The 21,742-nt window shown below is 68.0% G+C and carries 21 protein-coding genes; 14 read left to right on the top strand and 7 right to left on the bottom strand.

The window, feature by feature from the left end:
• Window positions 1-9: 9 nt before the first annotated feature.
• Entirely contained in the window at window positions 10-501 is a 492-nt protein-coding gene (locus ABE85_RS05485) for a DUF2177 family protein (protein ID WP_067270930.1), read from the top strand.
• Here the strand turns inward: ABE85_RS05485 and ABE85_RS05490 are convergent.
• Both ABE85_RS05490 and ABE85_RS05495 read right to left on the bottom strand, forming a co-directional pair.
• Window positions 464-1,186 (bottom strand): ChrR family anti-sigma-E factor, encoded by a 723-nt coding sequence (locus ABE85_RS05490; RefSeq protein WP_231993235.1) that lies wholly within the window; start codon window positions 1,184-1,186, stop codon window positions 464-466. The two genes, ABE85_RS05485 and ABE85_RS05490, sit on opposite strands and share 38 nt — an antisense overlap.
• Window positions 1,186-1,779 (bottom strand): sigma-70 family RNA polymerase sigma factor, encoded by a 594-nt coding sequence (locus ABE85_RS05495; RefSeq protein WP_067270937.1) that lies wholly within the window; start codon window positions 1,777-1,779, stop codon window positions 1,186-1,188. Before ABE85_RS05495 ends, ABE85_RS05490 begins: the two co-directional genes overlap by 1 nt.
• Window positions 1,780-2,096: 317 nt before the next feature.
• Between ABE85_RS05495 and ABE85_RS05500 the strand changes: the two genes are divergently transcribed.
• From ABE85_RS05500 to ABE85_RS05520, 5 genes are all read left to right on the top strand, one after another.
• Complete coding sequence (locus tag ABE85_RS05500; protein WP_197507209.1) at window positions 2,097-3,491, top strand: NAD(P)/FAD-dependent oxidoreductase; 1,395 nt, start codon at window positions 2,097-2,099, stop codon at window positions 3,489-3,491.
• Window positions 3,488-4,480, top strand: a complete 993-nt coding sequence (locus ABE85_RS05505; protein WP_067270940.1) for a DUF1365 domain-containing protein — start codon at window positions 3,488-3,490, stop codon at window positions 4,478-4,480. The genes ABE85_RS05500 and ABE85_RS05505 overlap by 4 nt, the downstream gene beginning before the upstream one ends.
• Entirely contained in the window at window positions 4,473-5,765 is a 1,293-nt protein-coding gene (locus ABE85_RS05510; RefSeq protein ID WP_231993236.1) for a cyclopropane-fatty-acyl-phospholipid synthase family protein, read from the top strand. Before ABE85_RS05505 ends, ABE85_RS05510 begins: the two co-directional genes overlap by 8 nt.
• 128 nt (window positions 5,766-5,893) lie before the next feature.
• Window positions 5,894-6,436, top strand: a complete 543-nt coding sequence (locus ABE85_RS05515) for a GAF domain-containing protein (protein ID WP_067270944.1) — start codon at window positions 5,894-5,896, stop codon at window positions 6,434-6,436.
• 251 nt (window positions 6,437-6,687) lie between these two features.
• Window positions 6,688-7,323, top strand: a complete 636-nt coding sequence (locus ABE85_RS05520) for a DVUA0089 family protein (protein ID WP_067270947.1) — start codon at window positions 6,688-6,690, stop codon at window positions 7,321-7,323.
• A 129-nt stretch (window positions 7,324-7,452) separates the two neighbouring features.
• Here ABE85_RS05520 and ABE85_RS05525 read toward each other — a convergent pair whose 3' ends face one another.
• Together ABE85_RS05525 and ABE85_RS05530 are read right to left on the bottom strand one after the other, a co-directional pair.
• On the bottom strand, window positions 7,453-7,695 hold the full coding sequence (locus ABE85_RS05525) for a hypothetical protein (protein WP_067270951.1): 243 nt from the start codon (window positions 7,693-7,695) through the stop codon (window positions 7,453-7,455).
• Between the two features lie 244 nt (window positions 7,696-7,939).
• Window positions 7,940-8,380, bottom strand: a complete 441-nt coding sequence (locus ABE85_RS05530; protein WP_409072594.1) for a hypothetical protein — start codon at window positions 8,378-8,380, stop codon at window positions 7,940-7,942.
• A 356-nt stretch (window positions 8,381-8,736) separates the two neighbouring features.
• Here ABE85_RS05530 and ABE85_RS05535 point away from each other — a divergent pair, with 356 nt between their 5' ends.
• The gene (locus ABE85_RS05535) at window positions 8,737-8,955 is read left to right on the top strand and encodes a hypothetical protein (RefSeq protein ID WP_067270954.1); all 219 of its coding nucleotides are present in this window, start codon (window positions 8,737-8,739) and stop codon (window positions 8,953-8,955) included.
• A 3-nt stretch (window positions 8,956-8,958) separates the two neighbouring features.
• On the opposite strand, the gene ABE85_RS05540 is transcribed toward ABE85_RS05535, so the two are convergent.
• Complete coding sequence (locus ABE85_RS05540) at window positions 8,959-10,737, bottom strand: VWA domain-containing protein (RefSeq protein ID WP_067270957.1); 1,779 nt, start codon at window positions 10,735-10,737, stop codon at window positions 8,959-8,961.
• A gap of 289 nt (window positions 10,738-11,026) precedes the next feature.
• Between ABE85_RS05540 and ABE85_RS27885 the strand changes: the two genes are divergently transcribed.
• Window positions 11,027-11,191, top strand: a complete 165-nt coding sequence (locus ABE85_RS27885) for a hypothetical protein (RefSeq protein ID WP_197507211.1) — start codon at window positions 11,027-11,029, stop codon at window positions 11,189-11,191.
• A 144-nt stretch (window positions 11,192-11,335) separates the two neighbouring features.
• On the top strand, window positions 11,336-13,063 hold the full coding sequence (locus ABE85_RS05545; RefSeq protein ID WP_067270959.1) for an NAD(P)/FAD-dependent oxidoreductase: 1,728 nt from the start codon (window positions 11,336-11,338) through the stop codon (window positions 13,061-13,063).
• A gap of 151 nt (window positions 13,064-13,214) precedes the next feature.
• On the opposite strand, the gene ABE85_RS05550 is transcribed toward ABE85_RS05545, so the two are convergent.
• Both ABE85_RS05550 and ABE85_RS05555 read right to left on the bottom strand, forming a co-directional pair.
• Window positions 13,215-14,360 (bottom strand): lytic polysaccharide monooxygenase, encoded by a 1,146-nt coding sequence (locus tag ABE85_RS05550; protein WP_067270961.1) that lies wholly within the window; start codon window positions 14,358-14,360, stop codon window positions 13,215-13,217.
• 130 nt (window positions 14,361-14,490) lie between these two features.
• A complete protein-coding gene (locus ABE85_RS05555; RefSeq protein WP_197507213.1) occupies window positions 14,491-15,696 on the bottom strand; it encodes a lytic polysaccharide monooxygenase in 1,206 nt (401 codons plus the stop codon).
• Window positions 15,697-15,863: 167 nt separating this feature from the next.
• On the opposite strand from ABE85_RS05555, the gene ABE85_RS05560 reads away from it, so the two are divergent.
• From ABE85_RS05560 to asd, 5 genes are all read left to right on the top strand, one after another.
• Window positions 15,864-16,922, top strand: a complete 1,059-nt coding sequence (locus tag ABE85_RS05560; protein WP_231993238.1) for a LysR family transcriptional regulator — start codon at window positions 15,864-15,866, stop codon at window positions 16,920-16,922.
• A 46-nt stretch (window positions 16,923-16,968) separates the two neighbouring features.
• On the top strand, window positions 16,969-18,423 hold the full coding sequence (gene leuC / locus ABE85_RS05565; RefSeq protein WP_067270969.1) for a 3-isopropylmalate dehydratase large subunit: 1,455 nt from the start codon (window positions 16,969-16,971) through the stop codon (window positions 18,421-18,423).
• Between the two features lie 27 nt (window positions 18,424-18,450).
• Window positions 18,451-19,101 carry a 3-isopropylmalate dehydratase small subunit gene (gene leuD / locus ABE85_RS05570; RefSeq protein ID WP_067270972.1) on the top strand — a complete coding sequence of 217 codons (651 nt, stop codon included), beginning with the start codon at window positions 18,451-18,453 and terminating at the stop codon, window positions 19,099-19,101.
• Between the two features lie 7 nt (window positions 19,102-19,108).
• On the top strand, window positions 19,109-20,242 hold the full coding sequence (leuB, locus tag ABE85_RS05575; protein WP_067270976.1) for a 3-isopropylmalate dehydrogenase: 1,134 nt from the start codon (window positions 19,109-19,111) through the stop codon (window positions 20,240-20,242).
• A 132-nt stretch (window positions 20,243-20,374) separates the two neighbouring features.
• A complete protein-coding gene (gene asd, locus ABE85_RS05580) occupies window positions 20,375-21,505 on the top strand; it encodes an aspartate-semialdehyde dehydrogenase (protein WP_067270979.1) in 1,131 nt (376 codons plus the stop codon).
• Window positions 21,506-21,742 lie beyond the last annotated feature (237 nt).

Raw genomic sequence — 21,742 nt, forward strand, 5'->3', positions numbered from 1 at the left:
GAGATTCCCATGAGCTTTCGAGACGATCCGATCGCCACGCGCGCGCCGGCCTGGCGCTGGCCGCTGGCCTATGTGCTGACGCTCGTCGTCTTCCTGGCGATGGATGCGGTCTGGCTGAGCACCACGTCGAGCGCGCTCTATCAACCGGCCATCGGTCACCTGATGGCGCCCGTGATCGACTGGCGCGCCGTGGCCGTGTTCTATCCGCTGTACGTCGGCGGGCTGGTGTTCTTCGCCGTGGCGCCTGCGCTGAATGAAAGACGCGCCGTCGTGGCGCTCTGGCGCGGCGCGCTGTTCGGCTTCCTCGCCTATGCGACCTACGACTTCACCAACCAGGCCACGCTGCGCGACTGGCCCTGGCACATCACCGCCATCGACCTCGCCTGGGGCGCGATCGTCAGCGGCGTGTCGTCCGGTACCGGCGCGGCGATCACCGCGGCGATCACCGCGGCCATCACTGCGGCTACATCCCGACGAGCGATCCGAACCAACGGGCGATGAGCCCGTCGAAATGCAGCCGGCCTTCGACGGCCGCCACGCAGATGCACTCACAGCCGTCCTGCACCACCGGCTGATGGTGGACGTCGCCGTCGGCGAGGTCGAAGTCGCCCGGCCCGAACAGCGCGCGGCCGTCGTGGAAACGGCCATAGATGATCTGCGTCAGCTCGGTGCCGCGGTGCGTGTGCTGCGGCAGGTACTTGCCGGCACCGATGCGCAGCAGGAAGACGTTGGCCTCCGGCGCGTCCGGCACGGTCACGCGGCTCCAGCGCATGCCCGGGCCTATCCACCGCCAGCGCGTCGCGCTGCAGCCTTCCAAGGCCTTCGGCCACAGCGCACCGGCCGGCAGCGGCGGCGGGGCCGGCACCTTGCGAGGCAGCCATGTGCCGGCGGCTCTCTGGGCTCTTTCGGAGTGCTCCAGCTGGTCGATGCGGGCCAAGGTCCGCGCCAGCGCGTCCTCGTGCATCGCCGCCTCGGGTTGTTCCTCCAGCACCACGCCGCCCAGCGCGCGCAGCATCGCCACGCGCTCGCGGCAGGCCGGGCACAGCTCCAGGTGGGTGTCCGTCACCAGCCGCAGGCCGATCGGCAGCGCGCCGCTGACGAGCGACAGCAGCAGCTCGTCGGCGGGGTGGTGGCGGATGGCGAGGGGCGGCAGCATGGTCGGGGAGGGCAGCGGGATTCTGGACATCACAGATCGATCAGCCGGCGCAGGTGCGCCACGGCCAGCCGGATGCGCGACTTGACGGTGCCCAGCGGCAGGCCGAGCTCGGCCGCGATGCGGGCATGCGGTTCGTCGTCGTAGAAGGACAGGCGCAAGACCTGGGCCTGCTCGGGCGGGAGCCGGTTGAGCGCCTCGCGCACACGGCGGGACAGGCGCGTCGCGTCGGCGTGTTCGGCGACGCCGGGCTGGTCGGCCTCGAGCCGGTCGAATTCGAAACACTCGTCGCCGGCGCCGTCCAGCTGGTGGCGCCGCGCGGCGTCGATGCGCAGGCGGCGGGCGATGGTGAAGATCCAGGTCGACACCGCCGCCTGCGCGGAATCGTAGAGCGCCGCCTTGCGCCAGACCATCACCAGCGCGTCCTGCGCCAGGTCCTCGGCGGCGCCGTCCGTGCTGCCGGTGCGGATCAGGTAGCTCTTCACCCGCGGGGCGAAGTGCGAGAACAGCTGTCCGAACGCCTCCCGGTCCCGCAGCTCGGCCACGCGGTGCATCAGCGCCGGCCAGTCGTCCCCGGCCGGGGTCGGCGACGCGCTGCGGTCGGGATCGATCGGGACGATCTTCAAGTGGCGGGCTTTCGGGGCCGAGGCCCGCGTCGATCCGGCGTTGGACGCCAAGGTCGGCACGGTGGTCGGCGCACAGGGCAATGACAAGGACGCGACGCCCGGCGAAAGGGCCGGGGCCGGGGAGGGTTCGTCGCGTCTCAAGGGGCCCATGGACGCTCTTACGCGGCGAACGGCGTCCCGGATCATCGCTCGGCCCGCCGAGGAGCGCCATGCGGGCGATTCTCGCCCGGGCGATGGGGAGATCCTTCACGCGGGAGGAATCCAAAACGCGGGCGCCCGCGTAGAAGCCCGAAACCAGAATGAACAAGGACGCGCCCATGGACCGCCCCGACCACCGACCGAGCCTGCCGATGCCGCTCCTTGAGGAAGGACGCCGGTTGCGGGTGGCCGTCGTCGGCGCGGGGATCTCCGGCTTGTCCTGCGCCTGGCTGCTGTCGCAGCGGCACGACGTGCAGGTCTTCGAGGCCGACGGTCGCATCGGCGGCCACAGCCACACCGTCGACGCGCCTTGCGGCTTGCTGCAGGTGCCGGTCGACACCGGCTTCATCGTCTACAACGAGCCCGCCTATCCCAACCTGAGCGCCTTGTTCCGACACCTGGACGTGCCGACGCGGGCGTCGGACATGTCCTTCGCGGTCAGCCTGAACGACGGGGGGCTGGAATACGCGGGCACCGACCTCAACGGCCTGTTCGCGCAGCGCGGCAACCTGGTCCGCCCGCGCTTCTGGGGGATGCTGCGGGATCTGCTGCGCTTCTACCGCGAGGCGCCGCGCGATGCGGCCCAGTGCGGCGATCTGGCGCTCGACGACTACCTCGACGCGCGCGGCTACGGCCGCGCCTTCCGCGACGATCACCTGTACCCGATGGGCGCGGCGATCTGGTCCTCGGCGGCGGCGGACATCGGGCGCTATCCGGTGGCCGCGTTCGTGCGCTTCTGCGAGAACCACGGCTTGCTGAAGCTGACCGACCGACCGGTCTGGCGGACCGTCGACGGCGGCAGCCGCGAGTATGTGCGTCGGCTGACGCGCGGCTTCGAGGATCGCCTGCATCGCGACGAAGCGGTCATCGCCGTCGCCCGCGACGCCGAGGGCGTGCGGCTGCGCACGCGGCGCGGCGCCTGGACGCCGGTGTTCGATCACGTCGTGCTGGCGACGCACGCGGACCAGTCGCTGCGCATGCTGACCACGCCGACGTCGGAGGAGCGACGGCTGCTGGGCGCCTTCCCCTACACGCGCAACCTCGCGGTGCTGCATCGCGATCCGGCGCTGATGCCGCGTCGCCGGGCCGTGTGGTCGAGCTGGAACTACCTCTCGGCGCGACGTGACGATCCCTTCCAGCTGCCACCGACGGTCACGTACTGGATGAACCGGCTGCAGCCGCACCTGCCGCAGGGCCGCAGCGCGGCGCCGTTGTTCGTGTCGCTGAACCCGTCCGTGGCACCGCGCCCCGAGCACCTGATCCGCACCGACGTGTACGAACATCCCCGCTTCGATCTCGCCGCGATCGCCGCGCAACGCGAGTTGTGGTCGTTGCAGGGCCGCCAGCGCACCTGGTTCTGCGGCGCGTACTTCGGTTCCGGATTCCATGAGGACGGGCTGCAGGCGGGACTCGCCGTGGCCGAGGCCCTCGGCGGCGTGCGCCGGCCGTGGACCGTCGCCGGCGAGTCCGATCGCATCCACCTGCCGCAAACACCGCAGGCGGTGTCCGCATGAGCACGCGGCCCGATGTCGCCCTGCACTCGGCGATCTATCGCGGGCGGGTGATGCATCAGCGCCTGAAACCGCTGCGGCACCGGCTGCAGTACCGGATGTTCACGCTGCTGCTCGACATCGACGAGTTGCCGGCGCTGCACGCCCGGCTGCGCTGGTTTTCTGTCGGACGCTTCAACCTGTTCAGCTTCCGGCCGTCCGATCATGGCGACGGCACGGCCACGGACGTGCCGGGTCTGCGCGCCCACATCGACGCGCGGCTGGCGCTGGCCGGGCTCCCGATAGGCGGCGCGATCCGGCTGCTCGCGATGCCGCGCCTCCTCGGCTACGCGTTCAATCCGTTGAGCGTCTGGTTCTGCGACGGGCCCGACGGCGCCTTGCGCGCGATCGTCTACGAGGTCAACAACACCTTCGGCGAGCGGCACAGCTACCTGATCGAGGTCGACGAGGCGCAACGCACGGCGCCGCTCATCGAGCAGCGCAGCGGCAAGCGGCTGTACGTGTCGCCCTTCCTCGGCATGGCCCTGCAGTACCGCTTCCGGATCGAACCGCCGCGGGAGCGGCTTTCCATCGGCGTCAGCGTGCATGAGCGCGGCGAGGGCGTTGGAGAGGCCACCGTTGGAGACGGCGTTGGACGCAGCGCTGGAGAAGCCGATCGCACCACCGAAGGCGCGGCGGTGCTGAACGCCCGGCTCGACGCCGCCCACACACCGCTCACCGATGGCGCGCTGCTTGGTCTGCTGGTGACGCATCCGCTGCTGACGCTGAAGGTGGTGGTCGGCATCCATTGGGAAGCGCTGCGGCTGTGGCTCAAGGGCGCGAAGCTGCAGCAGCGGCCTGCCGCGCCGGACCATCCGATGACCATCGTCCGTGCGGGAGGCTCGACCCGAGCTGAAGCGCCTCGACCTGAGTCGATGCCTCCTCAGCCGATGGCCTCCGAGCCGACGTCCCCTGAACATCCCGATTCTTCCAAGGCGACCTTGCATGCATGACGAGAGCTCGTTCATGACCGCGCCCGCGGTCCTCGAGATCACCCCGGCGACAGTGAGCGGCGACCGGCTCGGCGCACGCCATGAATCGCTGCGGCGCGTGCTGTCCCGCATCCAGCTCGGGCGGCTCGCGCTGACCTTGCCCGACGGTCGCTGCGTCGAGGTGGTCGGCCCTTATCCCGGTCCGGCCGCCGCCCTGCACCTGCATCGCTGGCGACCGGCGTTGCGACTGCTGCTGCAAGGCGACCTCGGACTCGCGTTCTCGTACCGCGACGGCGACTGGAGCACGCCCGACCTGACGGCGCTGCTGTCGTTCGGGATCGCCAATGAGAAGGCGATCGGTGCCGTCGCAGAAACGCGCGGCCCTGCGCGCTGGTTCTCACGTTTCCTGCACCGCGCGAACGCCAACACGCGCAGCGGCAGCCGCCACAACATCGCCGCGCACTACGACCTCGGCAACCGCTTCTACGAGCGGTGGCTCGATGACAGCATGCTGTATTCGAGTGCCTTGTATGAGGAAGAAAACGGTGCGTCGCGCCACCCGGACCACGGCGTCGACGTCGACCTGCCATCGCTGGAGCAGGCGCAGGCGAGACGACTGGATCGCATCATCGAGTTGCTGGACCTGCGTGCCGGCCAGCGCGTGCTGGAGATCGGCTGCGGCTGGGGCACGCTGGCGGCGACCCTGGCCAAGCGCTGCGGTGTGGAGGTGGTCGGTCTCACGCTGTCGACCGAGCAGCTGCGTTTCGCGCAGGCGCGCGCCGAACAGTGGGGCGTGGCCGACCAGGTCGACCTGCGCTTGCAGGACTACCGCGATGTCGAAGGACGCTTCGATCGCATCGTGTCGATCGAGATGATCGAGGCGGTGGGCGAGGCGTACTGGCCGGTCTATTTCTCGACGCTGCGCGACCGGCTCGCGCCCGGCGGCGCGGCCGTGCTGCAGGCGATCACGATCGACGAGCAGCATTTCGAGCGCTATCGCGCGAACCCGGATTTCATCCAGCGCTGCATCTTCCCCGGCGGCATGCTGCCGACGCCGGAGCGCATGGCCGAGGAGGCCCGCAAGGCGCGCCTCAGCTTCTCGACGCAGGCGCGTTTCGGGCGCGGTTATGCGGCGACCCTGGTCGAGTGGCGCCGCCGTTTCCTGGCCGAGTGGCCCGCGATCGAGGCGCAGGGCTTCGACCTGCCGTTCAAGCGGTTGTGGGAGTACTACCTCTGCTATTGCGAAGCGGGCTTCCGCTCCGGGCGGGTGGATGTCGGGCTGTACCGGCTGGCCCACGCGGGCTGAGGTGCCCCGGCGTGCAGGCGCCCGGACGAGTTCCTACAAGCGGTAACCGCCGCGACCCTTCGCTGCCGTGGCCTGCGCCGCTTGGGTAGCATGTCCCTTCCGATTCCATCCTCACTCTGCCTGCGCCGATGTACGACCGCCCGTTCACCGCTCATTCCCTCGAAGTTGCCATTTCCGAGCTGCTCGCCGCGACATCGGACGGATACGACCCTGACCTCGACGCGCGGATCACGGGTGTGCTGAAGGGGCTGCGTGAGCAGCTCGACATGGACGTCGTCTTCGTGTCGGAGTTCCAGGACGGCGAGCGGGTGTTCCGTTTCGTGGATGGCGAGTCGGCGATCGCTGTGAAGGTCGGTGATTCGGCGCCGCTGGAGCAGAGCTACTGCCAGCGGATCGTCGAGGGCCGCGCGCCGGAACTGATGACCAACGCCGCAGCCGTGGCGGCCGAGCTGGCACTCCCGCCGACGCCGGTGCCCATCGGCGTGCACCTGAGCACGCCCGTCGTGCTGTCCGACGGCCGCATCTTCGGCACGGTGTGCTGCTTCAGCCTCCAGCCGAACCCGGCGCTGCGCTCCGAGGACCTGTCCCGGTTGAAGGGCTGCGCGCGCCTCGTGGCACGCAAGGTCGAGGCGCAGGACTTCCTGGACACGCTGCCGTTCGAGAACGATTGAGCGCAAGGCGCGGAGGTAGTTGGTCGTACCGCTTAGGCAACCTGCCTGACGCTTTCAACCTCACGGATAGCGGTGATGTCCTTTTAAGCAGTGACGCAAATGTCAGTGCACAAAGGGACACGAAAAGCGTCGAATATCTTTACATAATCCTCACGTGGTCATGATCGCGCCCAAACGAATCAACGACTTACGCGTTTGGCATGTCCCTTGCTTTTGTTACGTCGGTTCAAACGACAACAGAGGGAAGAGGAATGTTCAAGAAGACGTTGATGGCGCTGGCCATGACCGTGATGGCAGGCGTCGCCGCGGCGGCACCGGTGGTGGTCAAGGGCTCCATCTACAACCTCGATCGCGACGGCGACGGTCGGCAAGAGAGTCGGAAGATCTCGCAAGTGGCGTTCAGCGTTTCGGCAGGTACGCACGTGTTTTTCGATTCGCTGGTGCGTGAGTCCACGGGCGTGGACTTGAACGGCGACGGCCGCATCACCGGGTTCGACAACTTCATGATGCTGCTGCGCGGCAGCACCGAACTCTTCGAACAGGACGACTCCAGCGAGACATTCGCCGACGGCTCGGTCCACTCGTACGATTCGGCCTATGGCTACACGTTCTCGCAAGCCGGCACCTACATGATCACGCTGAGTCAGCTGTCCTACAGTGTCGCGGACGCGTTGGCGGGCTACACGACGACCTCCCTTTTCCGCAACTACGACGGCCCGGACAACACGTTCGGCGCGTGGCAACTGACGATGACCGCCACCAACGGCACGCTGAACGTGCTGTCCGTTGACGGCCAGAGCGTTCCCGAGCCGGCTTCGCTGGCGCTGGCCGGCCTGGCGCTGGCGGGTGTGGGCGTGGCGCGTCGCAAGCAGGCCCGCAAGGCCTGATCGACACGCTGAGTCGCGCGACCTCCGGGTCGCCTTCGGATGCAGAGGAACGGGAGGCCGACGGCCTCCCTTTTTTCGTTCTGCGTTCAGTGCGAGCGCTGTTGCAGTGGCCGCTTCTCGCGGATGGGGTCAGGACTTGAGGTCCGGCCGCGGCACCGCCCAGCGATAAAGCTGCTCCTCGAAGCCGGCCAAGGCGACGACGCGCAGCAGCACGTCGAGTTCATCGAGCACCTGGCCGATCACCGCATGGTCATGGGCGAGCCGGGCTGCGGAGTCGTCGGCGCGCATCACCGCCACGTGGTGCTGCAGCAGGTGGATGCGGTCGCAGAGGCCGTCGAAGGCCGCGCGGGTCGTGATCTTGCGGTTCAGCACGACGCACCTCGATTCGAGGCTTCATGCGTCGTGAGGCCGAAGGCCGTCGTCGCGATCGGGGAGGGGGAGGGATGGAAGTTCGGCATGGGTCTGAAGGGTCATGGCTGTGGAACACCTGAGACCTATCGTCGCGAACGGCGGCGATTCGCGCCATGACCGACTTCAGTGAACGTGGCCGGTCCTATGCCTGGGATCAGTAGGGAGGCCGACTTGGACCCGGGAGGTCGCAGGGGTTCCCGACGTGTCACTTCAGCTTGTGATCCTCGCGCTTGGCCTCTTGCATGGCCTCGGGCTCGAGTTCCTCGGCGGAGCGGTTCAGATGGATGAACAGGCCCCAGCCGGTGAGCAGCGCCCCCACCGCGAAGACCATCGCCGCGGCGTGCAGCAGCAGCGTGGAGTCGGAATGCGCCGCGCGGAAGGTGGCGACCAGGGCCTCGATCGCGAGCGCGACGACGATGACGACCATGAATCGCGACAGGAAGCGTCGCACGCGCGTCGGCGCGCTGATGTGGGCGCTGCGGATGACTTCCTCTTCGGTGATCGTCTGCGCGATCTGCAGCGCCACGACGGCGGCGGCGAGCACGCCCATCGCCTCGATCACCAGTTGCGCGGCCTCGTCGTTCCAGTCGAGGTGGAGCGCCATCCACGCCTCCTTCGCCGCGATGGCGAGCAGCAGCAGCGCCATGGCCGTGAAGAGCAGCGCCAGTGCCGCATGCACGACGGAAAACCCGCGCAGCAGCAGCGGGACGGTGTCCTCGTCGGAAGAGGGCGGCTCGCGGTCGGGGGAGGGCGCGTTCGGCTTCATCCAACCACGTTAGGCGACGCGGACGGCGAAGTCTGTAGGAAGGGCCGCCATGTCGGTGACGGACGAGGCGCGAGGCTTCACGAAACGGACCCGAAATGGACCCCAAACGGACCGGAATCGTCCCTCATACTATTGTTCGGTCGGCGTGGCGGAACGTAGACGCCCTGCCTCAGCAGGCCCTGCAAAGGGTGCAGGCTTCGACACCTGTCGCCGGCCCCCCACAAGAAGGAAGTGAAGTGAAGACGATCGACGAGATGTTGAACCTGGACCTGATCACGGTGGCCCAGCACCAGGAGATCGATGCGTGGATCGCCCGGGCCAGCTCGCCGGAGGAGATCCTGCAGATGCCCGCCGAGCTCTGGCAGGCCGTCGAGCGCGCCAGCGAAGCGATGGGCGTCGACGTGGACCTGCTTCGCCCGCCGGCGCTGGACGCCGGCGGTCACGCGATCGAGTAAGCCTCAGCGCTTCAGACTGGCCGACAGCTCGGCCAGTCTGGCGAACTCCGCGCGGTGACCGTAGCGGTCCTCACCGCGCGCGCCACGCGCCAGCGGCACGAACTGGTCCGGGCCGTAGTCGCCGATCAGCGAACTGCCGCGCAACCACTGACCCCACGCGGCCACCGCCACCGCGAAGCGCGTGTCGGCATCCTGCTCGGCCAGTGCCGGCATCGTCGCCGGCCTGGCGACCGGCAGTTCGACCAGTTGGCTCGCCGACTGGCCCGGCGCCTTGTAGCGCAGCTTGATCCACGCCAGCTCGCCGTGCTTGTCGGTGCGTGGCGCCTCTTTCGCCGTCCGCTTCGTCGACGCCTTGCCTTCGCTGCCCCCATTTCCGTAGCGCAGCGGATCGACCGTGCCCTTCGCGCCAGCCGGGATGAATTCGTACAGGGCCGTGACCTGATGACCGGCGCCGATGTCGCCCGCGTCGACCTTGTCGTTGTTGAAGTCCTCGCGCTTGAGCGCATGCAGTTCGTAGCCGATCAGCCGGTACTCCTGCACCGTCGCCGGGTTGAACTCGACCTGCAGCTTCAGGTCCTGCGCGATCGTCGCCAGCGTCGAGGTCATCTCGTTGACCAGCACCTTGTGCGCTTCCTGCAGCGAATCCAGGTAGTGGTAGCTGCCGTTGCCGGTGTCGGCCAGCTTCTTCATCAGCGCTTCGTTGAAGTTGGACTGGCCCACGCCCAGCGCCGTCAGCGTCACGCCGCTCTGGCGCTCGCCTTCGATCATCTTCTTGAGCGCCTCCTGGCTGGTCTCGCCGACGTTGAGGTCGCCGTCGGTGGCGAGCAGCACGCGGTTGATGCCTTCCGGGATGAAGGAGTCGCGGGCCTGCGCGTAGGCGAGCTTGAGGCCGCCTTCGCCGTAGGTGCCGCCGCCGGCCTGGAGCTGGTCGATCGCACTGTTGATCACCGACTTCCGGTCGCCGGGCGTCGGCGGCAGCGCGATGCGCGTGCCGTTGGCGTAGGTGACGAGGCTCACCCGGTCCACCGGACGCAGCTGCGCGGTCAGCAGCTTCAGCGCCGACTGCACGAGGGGCAGGCGATCCTCCGGGCCCATCGAGCCGGAGACGTCGACCAGGAACACCAGGTTCGCCGGCGGCAGGCTCGCCTTGGCGATGTCCTTGCCCTTGATCGCGATGCGGATCAGGCCGCGCTCGGTGTTCCACGGCGAGGCCAGCACCTGGGCGCGGACCTTGAACGGATCGCGCTCGCCGGCTTCGGGGCCGGCGGCGTCGAAGCCGAAGTAGTTGACCAGTTCCTCGACCCGCACCGCGTCCTGCGGCGGCAGTTGGCCGCGGTTGATGAAGCGGCGGACGTTCGAATAGCTGCCCGTGTCGACGCTCGCGCTGAAGGTGGAGACGGGATTCTCGGAAGACCGCTGCCACGGGTTCTCCGCGTACGTCGTGTACTTGGCCGTGGACACCGGCCCGATGTACGCCGGCGGGCTGGCCCAGCGCTGGACGAGGCCGGAACTCGCCACCGCGACGCGGTCCGGCAAGGTCGAGGCCGGAGCGGGTGCAACCGGCGCCGCGGCGGTGATCGGCTTGAGGGGCTCCGTGGCGCGTCGCGCCGCCTCCTGTCGGGGCGGCGCCGTCTTGGCCTCGGTGGCGCGCGATGCTTCCTGCGAGCGTTCGTCCGCGGCGCGCTGATCCGGCGCCGGGGAGGTGGTGCAAGCGGCCAACGTGGCCAGCGAGGCCGCCAGCAGGACAACCTGCACGGTGGCGGAACGGGACGGCAATGGCATGGGTTTCTCCCTCTGTGGTGCGGCCGGCCGGCGCCTCGGACACCGTCCTGGCCGGATGCGAGTCATCGTCGCAATGACCCGATCGACGGTCAACGGAACCGAGGGGGGATGGTTGACAGGCCGCCGTCCCCGCAGCGGGGGAGAGCGGGGACCCCTCCGGCGCGTGTAAACTCCCGCCCTTCACCGTATTTCCGACGCTGCTCCAGGCAACCGGTCGCCCATTCGGGTCCGAGGCCGGCGAGTCTGTGACTTCGGGCAGGTGTTTTTCAGTTCATTTACCGGAGCCAACATGGGCAACAAGATCATCACCGAAGCCGATCGCAAGGCTTCCCCCCGTCCGACCGCACCGAATGGCGTGACCATCACCACCCATCGCGGCCAGAAGAGCAGCCTCGAGCGCGGTTCGCACACCCGCTCGAAGAAGAACCCGGGCAAGCGTCCGCACTCGGGTTGAGGTCGCGGGGAGTCCCTCCCCATCGATCCGACAACAGGCCCATGCCCTCCGGCGGGGCCTGTTTTGTTTTCAGCGAGGCGCATGGCCTGAATGCATGACCTGCGCGCATGACCTGACCCTCGCGCCGCTGCCCGATCAATCGCCATGATCCGCATCAACGAACTCCGACTGCCCCTCCACCATCCCGAGGAGGCGCTGCGCCCCGCCGTCGTCGAACGGCTCGGCATCCCCGATGCGCAGCTCACCGCCTTCACCGTCTTCAAGCGCAGCTACGACGCCCGCAAGAAGTCCGCGATGGTGCTGATCTATTCCATCGACTGCGAAATCAACGGTGGCGGCGACGCCGCCGCCGAAGACGCGCTGCTCCAGCGCCACGCCGGCGACACGCACATCAAGCCCTCGCCCGACACCGCCTACCGGTTCGCCGGTCATGCGCCGGACGACTTCTTCACCGCGTACGCCGGTGGCCCTGGCGAGGCCGGCGAACGTCCGCGTCCCCTCGTCATCGGCTTCGGCCCCTGCGGCCTCTTCGCGGCGCTGATCCTGGCGCAGATGGGCCTGCGGCCCATCGTGCTCGAACGCGGCAAGCAGGTCCGCGAGCGCACCAAGGACACCTGGGGCCTGTGGCGCGAAAGCGTGCTCGACCCCGAATCGAACGTCCAGTTCGGAGAAGGCGGCGCGGGCACCTTCTCCGACGGCAAGCTCTACAGCCAGATCTCCGATCCGCGCTTCCTCACGCGCAAGGTGCTGACCGAGTTCGTCAAGGCCGGCGCGCCGGAAGAGATCCTCTTCGTCAGCAAGCCGCACATCGGCACCTTCCGCCTAGTGAGCATGATCATCAAGATGCGGGCCGACATCGAGAGCCTGGGCGGCGAGATCCGTTTCCAGCAGAAGGTCACCGACCTCCTCATCGAGCCCGGCGCGGACGGCCAGCGGCACGTGCGGGGCGTGACGCTCGCGTCCGGCGAGCAGCTGCGCGCCGACCATGTTGTCATCGCGCTCGGCCACAGCGCGCGCGACACCTTCACGATGCTCCACGCGCGCGGCGTCCACATGGAGGCCAAGCCGTTCTCCATCGGCTACCGCATCGAGCATCCGCAGTCGATCATCGACAAGGCCCGCTTCGGCCCCAACGCCGGTCATCCCATCCTCGGCGCGGCCGACTACAAGCTGGTCCACCACGCGGGCAACGGCCGCTCGGTCTACAGCTTCTGCATGTGCCCCGGCGGCACCGTGGTCGCGGCGACGTCGGAGCCCAACCGCGTCGTCACCAACGGCATGAGCCAGTACTCCCGCAACGAGCGCAACGCGAATGCGGGCATCGTCGTCGGCATCACGCCCGAGGACTACCGGCAGGATGGGAAGAAGGACGGCAGCGCCGTCAATCCGCTGGACGGCTTCGCGTTCCAGCGCTTCTGGGAATCGCGCGCCTATGAACTCGGCGAAGGCAACTACCTGGCGCCGGCGGCGCTGGTCGGCGACTTCGTCAAGCGCCAGCGCAGCACTGCGCTGGGCAGTGTCGAGCCGAGCTACAAGCCGGGCGTCACGATGACCGACCTGCAGCAGAAGGGCAATGGCAGCCTGCCGCCGTACGCGCTGGACGCGATCCGCGAGGCGCTGCCGGCCTTCGAGCGCCAGATCCGCGGCTTCGCGATGAACGACGCGGTGCTGACGGGCGTGGAGACGCGGACGTCATCGCCGCTGCGCATTACGCGCGGCAAGGACTACCAGAGTCTGAACGTCCGCGGCCTGTATCCGGCGGGCGAGGGCGCCGGCTATGCCGGCGGCATCATGTCCGCAGGGGTGGACGGCATCGAGGTGGCCGAGGCGGTGGGGAAGTCGCTGCTGGGTCTCGACGGGGTCAAGGACTGACCCCGACTGCCTGTCGCGTCGGACGCCCCCCGCGCACCATGCCGCATCGCGGCAGAGGGTGCCGGGGTCGCCGGGGAGGAATGCGGAGCCTGCGACGCGATTGACGACACGGTGACCCCGGCACCCTCTGCCGGCGCTCAGTGGTGGCAGTTCAGACCGGCTGCCAGAGCGTTGTCGCGACCGCAGGATTCCATCCCGCGCCGACATAGGCCGTGTGCGCCTGCAGGCAGCGGTACTGCTTGCCGGCGTAGCTCACGATCTGCCCGACGGTATAGCTGGGTCCTTCGGTCCAGGTGGTCGTGCCCGGCGGGGTCGTCGGAGGGGTCGTCGGCGGCGTCGGCAGGATCACGTCCAGCGCATAGCTCGCGCCGGAGTTCGCGTTCTGCAGGTAGACGTCCATGACCGTCGCGCCGCCCGGCACGACGACGCTGCCGCCCTGCAGGGTGCCGACCTTCACGTAGCCCGAGGTCTGGTTGACCTTGGTTGCGAGCTGGCCCAGCCACGCGGCCTTGGTCGTTGCCGCGGTCAGCACTACCGGGATCGTCTCCAAGTCATTGCCTGCGCTGTTGAACACCCGCAGCTTCACCTGGCTGCCCGACGGCAGGTCCTGCGCCGCCGAGACCTGGCCGATCTGCTTCAATCCCGTCGGGGTGCCGGGCGGCACCGTGCCTCCGCCGAAATCCACGTCGGAGCAGGCATAGAAGGCCTCGGTGCTGTCCGCCCGTTGCCAGGCCGAGAACAGCACATGCTTGCCGGTGCGCCGGGGCAGGTTCAGCTTCATCGTGTAGGTCTTGCCCACCGTGACGATCTGGTCCGGGCCGAGCTGCTGGACCTGCTCCAGGTCCGACCAGCGCAGCGGCGAGGTCGTGGGATTCCAGCCGTCGCGCGTCATGAAGAAGGTCCAGTTCAACGAGCGGTGCGGCGCGGTGGCGTTGTAGCGGTACTCGTACTTGCCGTCGGCGCCTGGCGAGTAGGCCGTGCTGGGCCAGTCCGCCCGGGCGAGGTCGAAGCCCTTGAACTTCTCCTGTCCGCCGGCGCAGATCTTGAGGTCGGGCACCACCGCCTTGTGGTTGCCGTTGGCGGCGGCCTGGTTGACGCCGTTCCAGTCGTAGATGGCCTGCTCGCCGCCGAACGCGATCGCGGCCTGGCAGGCTGGCAGCGACGGGTTCTTGTAGCAGTTGTACTGGCGCGAGATCGGGAACTCCGGCGCGCCGTGGGCGAGGGCGGCGCTCGGGGCGAGCGCGGCGGACAGCGAAGCCAACGCGAATGCGCCGGCGAATCGGGCACGGAAAAGCATCAGGGTCTCCTTGAGGTGGTGGTGATGCCGTGACGCGCGGGCCCGACGCGCACCAAAGCAAGACCACCTTATTACCTCAAAGAGACCAATACAAGTTCAAGACCGGTAACAGGCGTCGCCGGTCATGCCGTTACAGCGGCTGCCACAGCACGTTGATCGAGCCGACGGCGTCCGGACTCCAGCCCGCGCCCTTGTAGGCGGTATGAGCCTGCAGGCAGCGGTACCGGCGATCCTTGCGGGTCACGACGTCGCCCACCCGATAGGTCTGACCTTCGACCCAGGTGTCGGACGAGGAGATCGGCTGCTGGACCGGCGTCTTCGCGACGCCAGCGGGAGGCTGGGGCGGCGTCGCCACAGGCTGCGTGCTCGGCAGCTTGAACTCCAGCACGGCGCTGACGCCGCTGGTGGCCTGGACCGCATAGACATCCATGACGGTGATGTTGGCCGGTACGACGACGGTACCGCCTTGCAGCGCGCCCATCTTCACGTCGGGCGAGCTCGCGTTGACCTGCTGCGCGATGCGCGCCAGCCAGGCGGCCTTGGCCGTCGGGCTGTTCAGCGTCGTGACGATCTTGTCGCGATCGCCGCCCTGCTTGTCGAAGACGCGCAGGGTGATCTGGGCGCCCGCCGGCAGGTCCTGTGCCGCGGACACCTGGGCGATCTGCTTCAGCGCGGAGGCGATGGCCGGCGGCGTGGCGCCGGTGCCGCCGAAGTCCACGTCGGAGCATGCGTAGAACGCCTCGCCGCTGTCCGAGCGCTGCCACACCGAGTACAGCACCTGCTTGCCGGTGCGCCGGGGGAGGGACAGCTTCATTGTGTAGGTCTTGCCGACGGTCTGCATCTGGTCCGGACCCAGCTCGGCCACCAGGTCGAGATCGGACCATTTCATCGCACGCGCCGACGCGTCGAAGCCATCGCGCGTCAGGTAGAACTTCCAGTTCAGCGTGCGGTGGGGGGCGGTGGCGTTGTAGCGGTATTCATACTTGCCGTCGGCGCCTGGAGAGTAGGGCGTCGCGACCCAGTCGGCCCGCGGCAGGTCGAAGCCCTTGAACTTCTCCTGGCCGCCAGCGCACAGCTGGTGGTCGGGCACCACCGCCTGGTGGTTGCCGTAGGCACCGCCCTGGTTGACGCCGTTCCAGTCGTAGATGGCCTGCGGGCCGCCGAAGGCGATCGCGGCCTGGCAGGCGGGCAGCGAGGGGGTGCTGAAGCAGTTGTAGACACGTGCGATGGGGTAGTCCGGGGCGCCGTGCGCTTGTGCGGGCGCCTGCGGCGTCAGGGTGCCGGCGAGTGCGGCGAGCGCCGCAGCGCTCAAGTGTCGAATCTGGGAGAAGGTCACTCGATGTCCTCGGGAAGGTTTGAGACCCGAATTCTTCGAAATTCGAACCGTCAGGTCACTTGCACCGGCTGAGAGGCTTCGTGATCGGGACTGCTTCACATCTGCTACGGGGTCCTGCAAAGAGGGATGAGGTCACAGCGAAGCCGCCACGCCTCCGTCATCGTGGATTGAAAATTCAAGACTTCGCATATCGCGAAGTTGATATCATTAATGCCGGTAGTCTTCAATTTGGGACGAAGGCTAAAGTTCAACCCAGCCGCCGCCACACCATGCGCCTCGACCTCACCACCTTGAATCTCGTGCTGGCGATCGAACAGACTCGATCCATCACCCGCGGGGCCGAGCGCGAACATCTGGCGCTGGCCGCGGCCAGCAAACGGATCTCCGACCTGGAGACGCGCCTCGGCGTGCAGCTGTTCGAGCGCCGCGCCCGCGGCGTCGAGCCCACCGAGGCCTGCCGGGCCCTGGTCCGCCACATCCGCTCGCTGCATGCGTCGCTGCATGCGCTGGAGAGCGAGGTCGTCGAGTTCGCCCGCGGCATCAAAGGCCACCTGCGCATCGCCGCCAACGCCGGCGCGATCGCGGAGGCGCTGCCGCCCGATCTGGCCGCGTTCTCGCAGGCCCATCCGCAGATCCGCATCAGCCTGGAAGACCAAACCAGTGCCGAGGTGCAGGCCGCCGTGGCCGAAGGCCGGGCCGATGTCGGCGTCTTCACCGCGCCGCTGCTGGACAACCGGCTGCAGACCTGGTCCTACCGCAGCGGCCGCCTCGCGGTGCTGGTGCCTGCAGGTCACGAGCTCGCCGGGCGCGAGTCGGTCAGCTTCGACGACCTGCTGGATCATGACCTCGTCGGCCTGCACAGCGGCGCCGCGGCGCAGGAGCTGATGATGCAGGAAGCCATGACCCGCGGCCGCACGCTCAAGGCGCGGCTGCAGGTGCGCGGCTTCGACGCGATCGCGCAGCTGGTCGAGGCCGGTCTGGGTGTCGCGGTGATGCCCGACGCGCCGTCGCGCCGTTTCGCGCAGGTTTTCGACGTGAAGCGGCTGACCCTCGATGAAGCCTGGGCCCAGCGCGACTATGTTCTGGGTGTGGCCCGTCAGGAACGCCTGCCGACCGTCGTCCAGCGTTTCGTCGACGCGCTGTGTCCGGCCGCCAAGGAAGCGGCCGCCACGTCCGTGAATCCCTCGATTCCTGCGAATCCTGTTTCCAAGGCCGGCTCGAAGTGAGCCGCAACGACAGCCATCTTTCCCTGAAGTGATGGAGAGCCATCCCATGACCGCCAACATCTCCAACGCCGCAAACGCCGTTCCGGCCGGTTCGCCCCGCACCCTCTACGACAAGCTCTGGGACGAACACGTGGTGCACACCGAGGAGGACGGCACGTCCGTCCTCTACATCGACCGCCACCTCGTCCACGAGGTCACCAGCCCGCAGGCCTTCGAAGGCCTGGACCTGGCCGGCCGCAAGGTCTGGCGCCTGTCGGCCAACCTGGCCGTCAGCGACCACAACGTGCCCACGACCGATCGCAGCCAGGGCATCGCCGATCCGGTGTCGCGCCTGCAGGTCGACACGCTGGACAAGAACTGCGACCGCTTCGGCATCACGCAGTTCAAGATGAACGACAAGCGCCAGGGCATCGTCCACGTGATCGGGCCGGAGCAGGGCGCCACGCTGCCCGGCATGACGGTCGTCTGCGGCGACAGCCACACCTCCACGCACGGCGCCTTCGGCGCGCTGGCGCACGGCATCGGCACCTCCGAGGTGGAGCACGTGCTGGCCACGCAGACGCTGCTCGCAAAGAAGGCGAAGAACCTGCTGATCAAGGTCGAGGGTCAGGTCATGCCCGGCGTCGGCGCCAAGGACATCGTGCTGGCGATCATCGGCCGCATCGGTACCGCCGGCGGTACCGGCTACACGATCGAGTTCGCCGGTAGCGCCATCCGCGCGCTGTCGATGGAAGGCCGCATGACCGTCTGCAACATGGCGATCGAGGCGGGGGCGCGCGCCGGCCTGATCGCCGTCGACGAGACGACGATCCAGTACGTGAAGGGCCGTCCGTTCACGCCGTCCGGCGTCGAATGGGACCAGGCCGTCCAGTACTGGCGCACGCTGCACACGGACGCCGGCGCGAAGTTCGACGCGGTCGTGGAGCTCGACGCCGCGCAGATCCGTCCGCAGGTCACCTGGGGCACTTCGCCCGAGATGGTCCTGTCCATCGACGACCGCGTGCCCGATCCCGACAAGGAGAAGGACGCCGTCAAGCGCGGCGCCATCGAGCGCGCGCTGCAGTACATGGCGCTGGAGCCCAACAAGGCGATCAACGACATCCGCATCGACAAGGTCTTCATCGGCAGCTGCACCAACAGCCGCATCGAGGACATGCGCGAGGCCGCGGCCGTCGTGAAGCGGCTGGGCGGACGCGTCGCCGGCAACGTCAAGCTGGCGATGGTCGTGCCGGGCTCGGGCCTGGTGAAAGCGCAGGCCGAGGCCGAAGGACTCGACCAGATCTTCAAGGCCGCGGGCTTCGAATGGCGCGAGCCGGGCTGCTCGATGTGCCTGGCGATGAACGCCGACCGGCTGGAGCCGGGCGAGCGCTGCGCCTCCACCAGCAACCGCAATTTCGAAGGCCGGCAGGGCGCCGGCGGCCGCACCCACCTGGTGAGCCCCGCGATGGCCGCCGCCGCCGCGATGGAAGGCCACTTCGTCGACGTTCGCAGAATCGCCTGAGCCCCGAGGACCGACAGGACACCCGCCATGGACAAGTTCACCGTGCACAAGGGCCTCGTGGCCCCGATGGATCGCGAGAACGTCGACACCGACGCGATCATCCCCAAGCAATTCCTGAAGTCGATCAAGCGCAGCGGCTTCGGCCCGAATCTCTTCGACGAGTGGCGCTACCTCGATCACGGCGAGCCGGGCCAGGACCCGGCCAGCCGCAAGCCCAATCCGGACTTCGTGCTGAACCAGCCGCGTTATCAAGGCGCGTCGGTGCTGATCGCACGCGGCAACTTCGGCTGCGGCTCCAGCCGCGAGCACGCGCCCTGGGCACTGCAGCAGTACGGCTTCCGCGCGCTGATCGCGCCGAGCTTCGCCGACATCTTCTTCAACAACACCTTCAAGAACGGCGTGCTGCCGATCGTGTTGCCGGAGAGCCAGGTCGCGCGCCTGTTCGACGAGGTGTTCGCCTTCCCCGGCTACCAGCTGACGGTGGACCTGGAGCGCCAGGTCGTCGTCAAGGCTGACGGCGAGGAGCTGCCCTTCGACGTCCAGCCGTTCCGCAAGTACTGCCTGCTGAATGGCTTCGACGACATCGCGCTGACGCTGCGTCACGCCGACAAGATCAAGGCCTTCGAGGCCGAACGCATCGCCACCAAGCCGTGGCTCAACAACCGAATTACTCGCTGAGGACCTTATGAAGATCGCAGTCCTGCCCGGTGACGGCATCGGCACCGAAATCGTCGCGGAGGCCGTCAAGGTCCTGAACGTGCTCGACCTCCCGTTCGAGCTCGAGACCGCGCCTGTCGGCGGCGCCGCCTACGAGGCCTCCGGCCACCCGCTGCCCGAGGCGACGCTCAAGCTCGCGCAGGACGCGGACGCGGTGCTCTTCGGCGCCGTCGGCGACTGGAAGTACGACAAGCTCGAGCGCGCGCTGCGTCCCGAGCAGGCCATCCTCGGGCTGCGCAAGGCGCTGGGGCTGTTCGCCAACTTCCGCCCGGCGATCTGCTACGAGCAGCTCACGCATGCGTCCAGCCTCAAGCCCGAGCTGGTCGCCGGCCTGGACATCCTGATCATCCGCGAGCTCACCGGCGACATCTACTTCGGCCAGCCGCGCGGCCGCCGCACCGCCGTCGACGGCCACTTCCCCGGCAGCGAGGAAGCCTTCGACACGATGCGCTACTCGCGCCCCGAGATCGAGCGCATCGCCCACGTCGCCTTCCAGGCCGCGCGCAAGCGCAGCAAGCGGGTCACGTCGGTCGACAAGGCCAACGTGCTGGAGACCTTCCAGTTCTGGAAGGACGTGGTCACCGAGGTCCACAAGGACTACCCGGACGTGGCGCTCGACCACATGTACGTCGACAACGCCGCGATGCAGCTGGTCAAGGCGCCCAAGAAGTTCGACGTCGTCGTCACCGGCAACATGTTCGGCGACATCCTGTCGGACGAGGCCGCCATGCTGACCGGTTCCATCGGCATGCTGCCCAGCGCCTCGTTGGACAAGAACAACAAGGGGCTCTACGAACCCAGCCACGGCAGCGCGCCGGACATCGCCGGCAAGGGAATCGCCAATCCGCTGGCTACAATCCTTTCTGCTGCCATGATGCTCAAGTTCTCCCTCAACCAGCCCGAAGCCGCCGCTCGCATCGAGTCGGCGGTTCAAGCCGTGCTGGCCCAGGGTCTGCGTACCGCGGACATCTGGAGCGAGGGCACCCAGAAGGTGAGCACCCGCGAGATGGGTGATGCCGTCGTCGCCGCCATTGCTTCGGGCAAAGGCGTCGCCACGACCGCTTCGACCATTGCGACCACGACCAAAACCATCAAGAGCTAGTCCGCTCCGGTTCGTCTCGCCCCACCTCACACACCCGGCGAAGCGAGCCGGGCAGGCTCCCAGGGTGTGTGACGGTGTTTGGGCGATGCTCGGCCAGCAGTGCCGGGCCTTTCAATGAACGAAGGTACGCAAATGACGACATTGGTTGGTTTGGTGGGATGGCGCGGCATGGTCGGCTCGGTGCTGATGGACCGCATGGCGCAGGAGCGCGATTTCGACCTGATCGAGCCGCTGTTCTTCAGCACTTCGAACGCCGGTGGCACCGCCCCGGCCTTCGCGAAGAACGAGACGGCGCTGCAGAACGCTTTCGACATCGACCAGCTCAAGCGCTGCGAGATCATCATCACCTGCCAGGGCGGCGACTACACCAGCGAGGTCTATCCCAAGCTGCGCGCCGCGGGCTGGAACGGTCACTGGATCGACGCCGCGTCCACGCTGCGCATGGCCGACAACGCCGTGATCGTGCTGGACCCGGTCAACATGCCGGTCATCAAGAACGCGCTGTCCAAGGGCGGCCGCGACTGGATCGGCGGCAACTGCACCGTCAGCTGCATGTTGATGGGCGTGGGGGCGCTGTACAAGGCCGGCCTGGTCGAGTGGATGTCCACGCAGACCTACCAGGCCGCGTCCGGCGGCGGCGCGCAGCATATGCGCGAGCTGCTGACCCAGTACGGCACGCTGAACGCGGAAGTGAAGTCGCTGCTGGACGACCCCAAGAGCGCCATCCTCGAGATCGACCGCAAGGTCATCGCCAAGCAGCGCGGGCTGTCCGCCGACGAGATCGCCAACTTCGGCGTGCCGCTGGGCGGCTCGCTGATCCCGTGGATCGACAAGGACCTGGGCAACGGCACTTCCAAGGAAGAGTGGAAGGGCATGGCCGAGACCAACAAGATCCTCGGCCAGGGCGAAGGCTTCGGCACCGCCGCCATCCCGGTCGACGGCTTCTGCGTGCGCGTGGGCGCGATGCGCTGCCACTCGCAAGCCCTGACCCTCAAGCTGCGCAAGGACGTGCCGCTGGACGAGATCGAGGCCATGATCGCCGCGGACAACGAGTGGGTGAAGGTCGTGCCCAACACGCGCGAGGCCACGATCAAGGACCTGACCCCCGTCGCCGTCACCGGCACGATGACGATCCCGGTCGGTCGCATCCGCAAGCTGGCCATGGGGCCGGAATACGTCGGCGCGTTCACCGTCGGTGACCAGTTGCTGTGGGGCGCGGCGGAGCCGCTGCGTCGGATGCTGCGCATCCTGCTGGATCGTTGATCGGCAGCTTGCCGGTCGTCGTCGACACGACGCCGGCTGGCGCCCGAAGTTCTGAAAGCGGTGGCCATGCCACCGCTTTTTTCATGCCGGTTAGGGATTGCCAGGGGACGTGCGCGTTGCCTTCTAGCGACAAGCCCGTAACGAGCTGTGAATCAAGACTGACTCATCGTTGTTATTCATGAGCTACCTCAGCAACGATGCGTATATGCTTGCCACCGTTGTGATTTTCTACCGCGG

The sequence above is a fragment of the Mitsuaria sp. 7 genome (assembly GCF_001653795.1).
In the GTDB taxonomy this organism is placed as follows: Bacteria; Pseudomonadota; Gammaproteobacteria; order Burkholderiales; family Burkholderiaceae_C; genus Roseateles.

Coding starts and splice junctions, on each gene's coding strand:
- ABE85_RS05485 (WP_067270930.1), top strand. CDS start 10: ATGAGCTTTCGAGACGATCCGATCGCCACGCGCGCGCCGGCCTGGCGC.
- ABE85_RS05490 (WP_231993235.1), bottom strand. CDS start 1,186: ATGTCCAGAATCCCGCTGCCCTCCCCGACCATGCTGCCGCCCCTCGCC.
- ABE85_RS05500 (WP_197507209.1), top strand. CDS start 2,097: ATGGACCGCCCCGACCACCGACCGAGCCTGCCGATGCCGCTCCTTGAG.
- ABE85_RS05505 (WP_067270940.1), top strand. CDS start 3,488: ATGAGCACGCGGCCCGATGTCGCCCTGCACTCGGCGATCTATCGCGGG.
- ABE85_RS05510 (WP_231993236.1), top strand. CDS start 4,473: ATGCATGACGAGAGCTCGTTCATGACCGCGCCCGCGGTCCTCGAGATC.
- ABE85_RS05515 (WP_067270944.1), top strand. CDS start 5,894: ATGTACGACCGCCCGTTCACCGCTCATTCCCTCGAAGTTGCCATTTCC.
- ABE85_RS05520 (WP_067270947.1), top strand. CDS start 6,688: ATGTTCAAGAAGACGTTGATGGCGCTGGCCATGACCGTGATGGCAGGC.
- ABE85_RS05530 (WP_409072594.1), bottom strand. CDS start 8,380: ATGGCGCTGCTGCTGCTCGCCATCGCGGCGAAGGAGGCGTGGATGGCG.
- ABE85_RS05540 (WP_067270957.1), bottom strand. CDS start 10,737: ATGCCATTGCCGTCCCGTTCCGCCACCGTGCAGGTTGTCCTGCTGGCG.
- ABE85_RS27885 (WP_197507211.1), top strand. CDS start 11,027: ATGGGCAACAAGATCATCACCGAAGCCGATCGCAAGGCTTCCCCCCGT.
- ABE85_RS05545 (WP_067270959.1), top strand. CDS start 11,336: ATGATCCGCATCAACGAACTCCGACTGCCCCTCCACCATCCCGAGGAG.
- ABE85_RS05550 (WP_067270961.1), bottom strand. CDS start 14,360: ATGCTTTTCCGTGCCCGATTCGCCGGCGCATTCGCGTTGGCTTCGCTG.
- leuC (WP_067270969.1), top strand. CDS start 16,969: ATGACCGCCAACATCTCCAACGCCGCAAACGCCGTTCCGGCCGGTTCG.
- leuD (WP_067270972.1), top strand. CDS start 18,451: ATGGACAAGTTCACCGTGCACAAGGGCCTCGTGGCCCCGATGGATCGC.
- leuB (WP_067270976.1), top strand. CDS start 19,109: ATGAAGATCGCAGTCCTGCCCGGTGACGGCATCGGCACCGAAATCGTC.
- asd (WP_067270979.1), top strand. CDS start 20,375: ATGACGACATTGGTTGGTTTGGTGGGATGGCGCGGCATGGTCGGCTCG.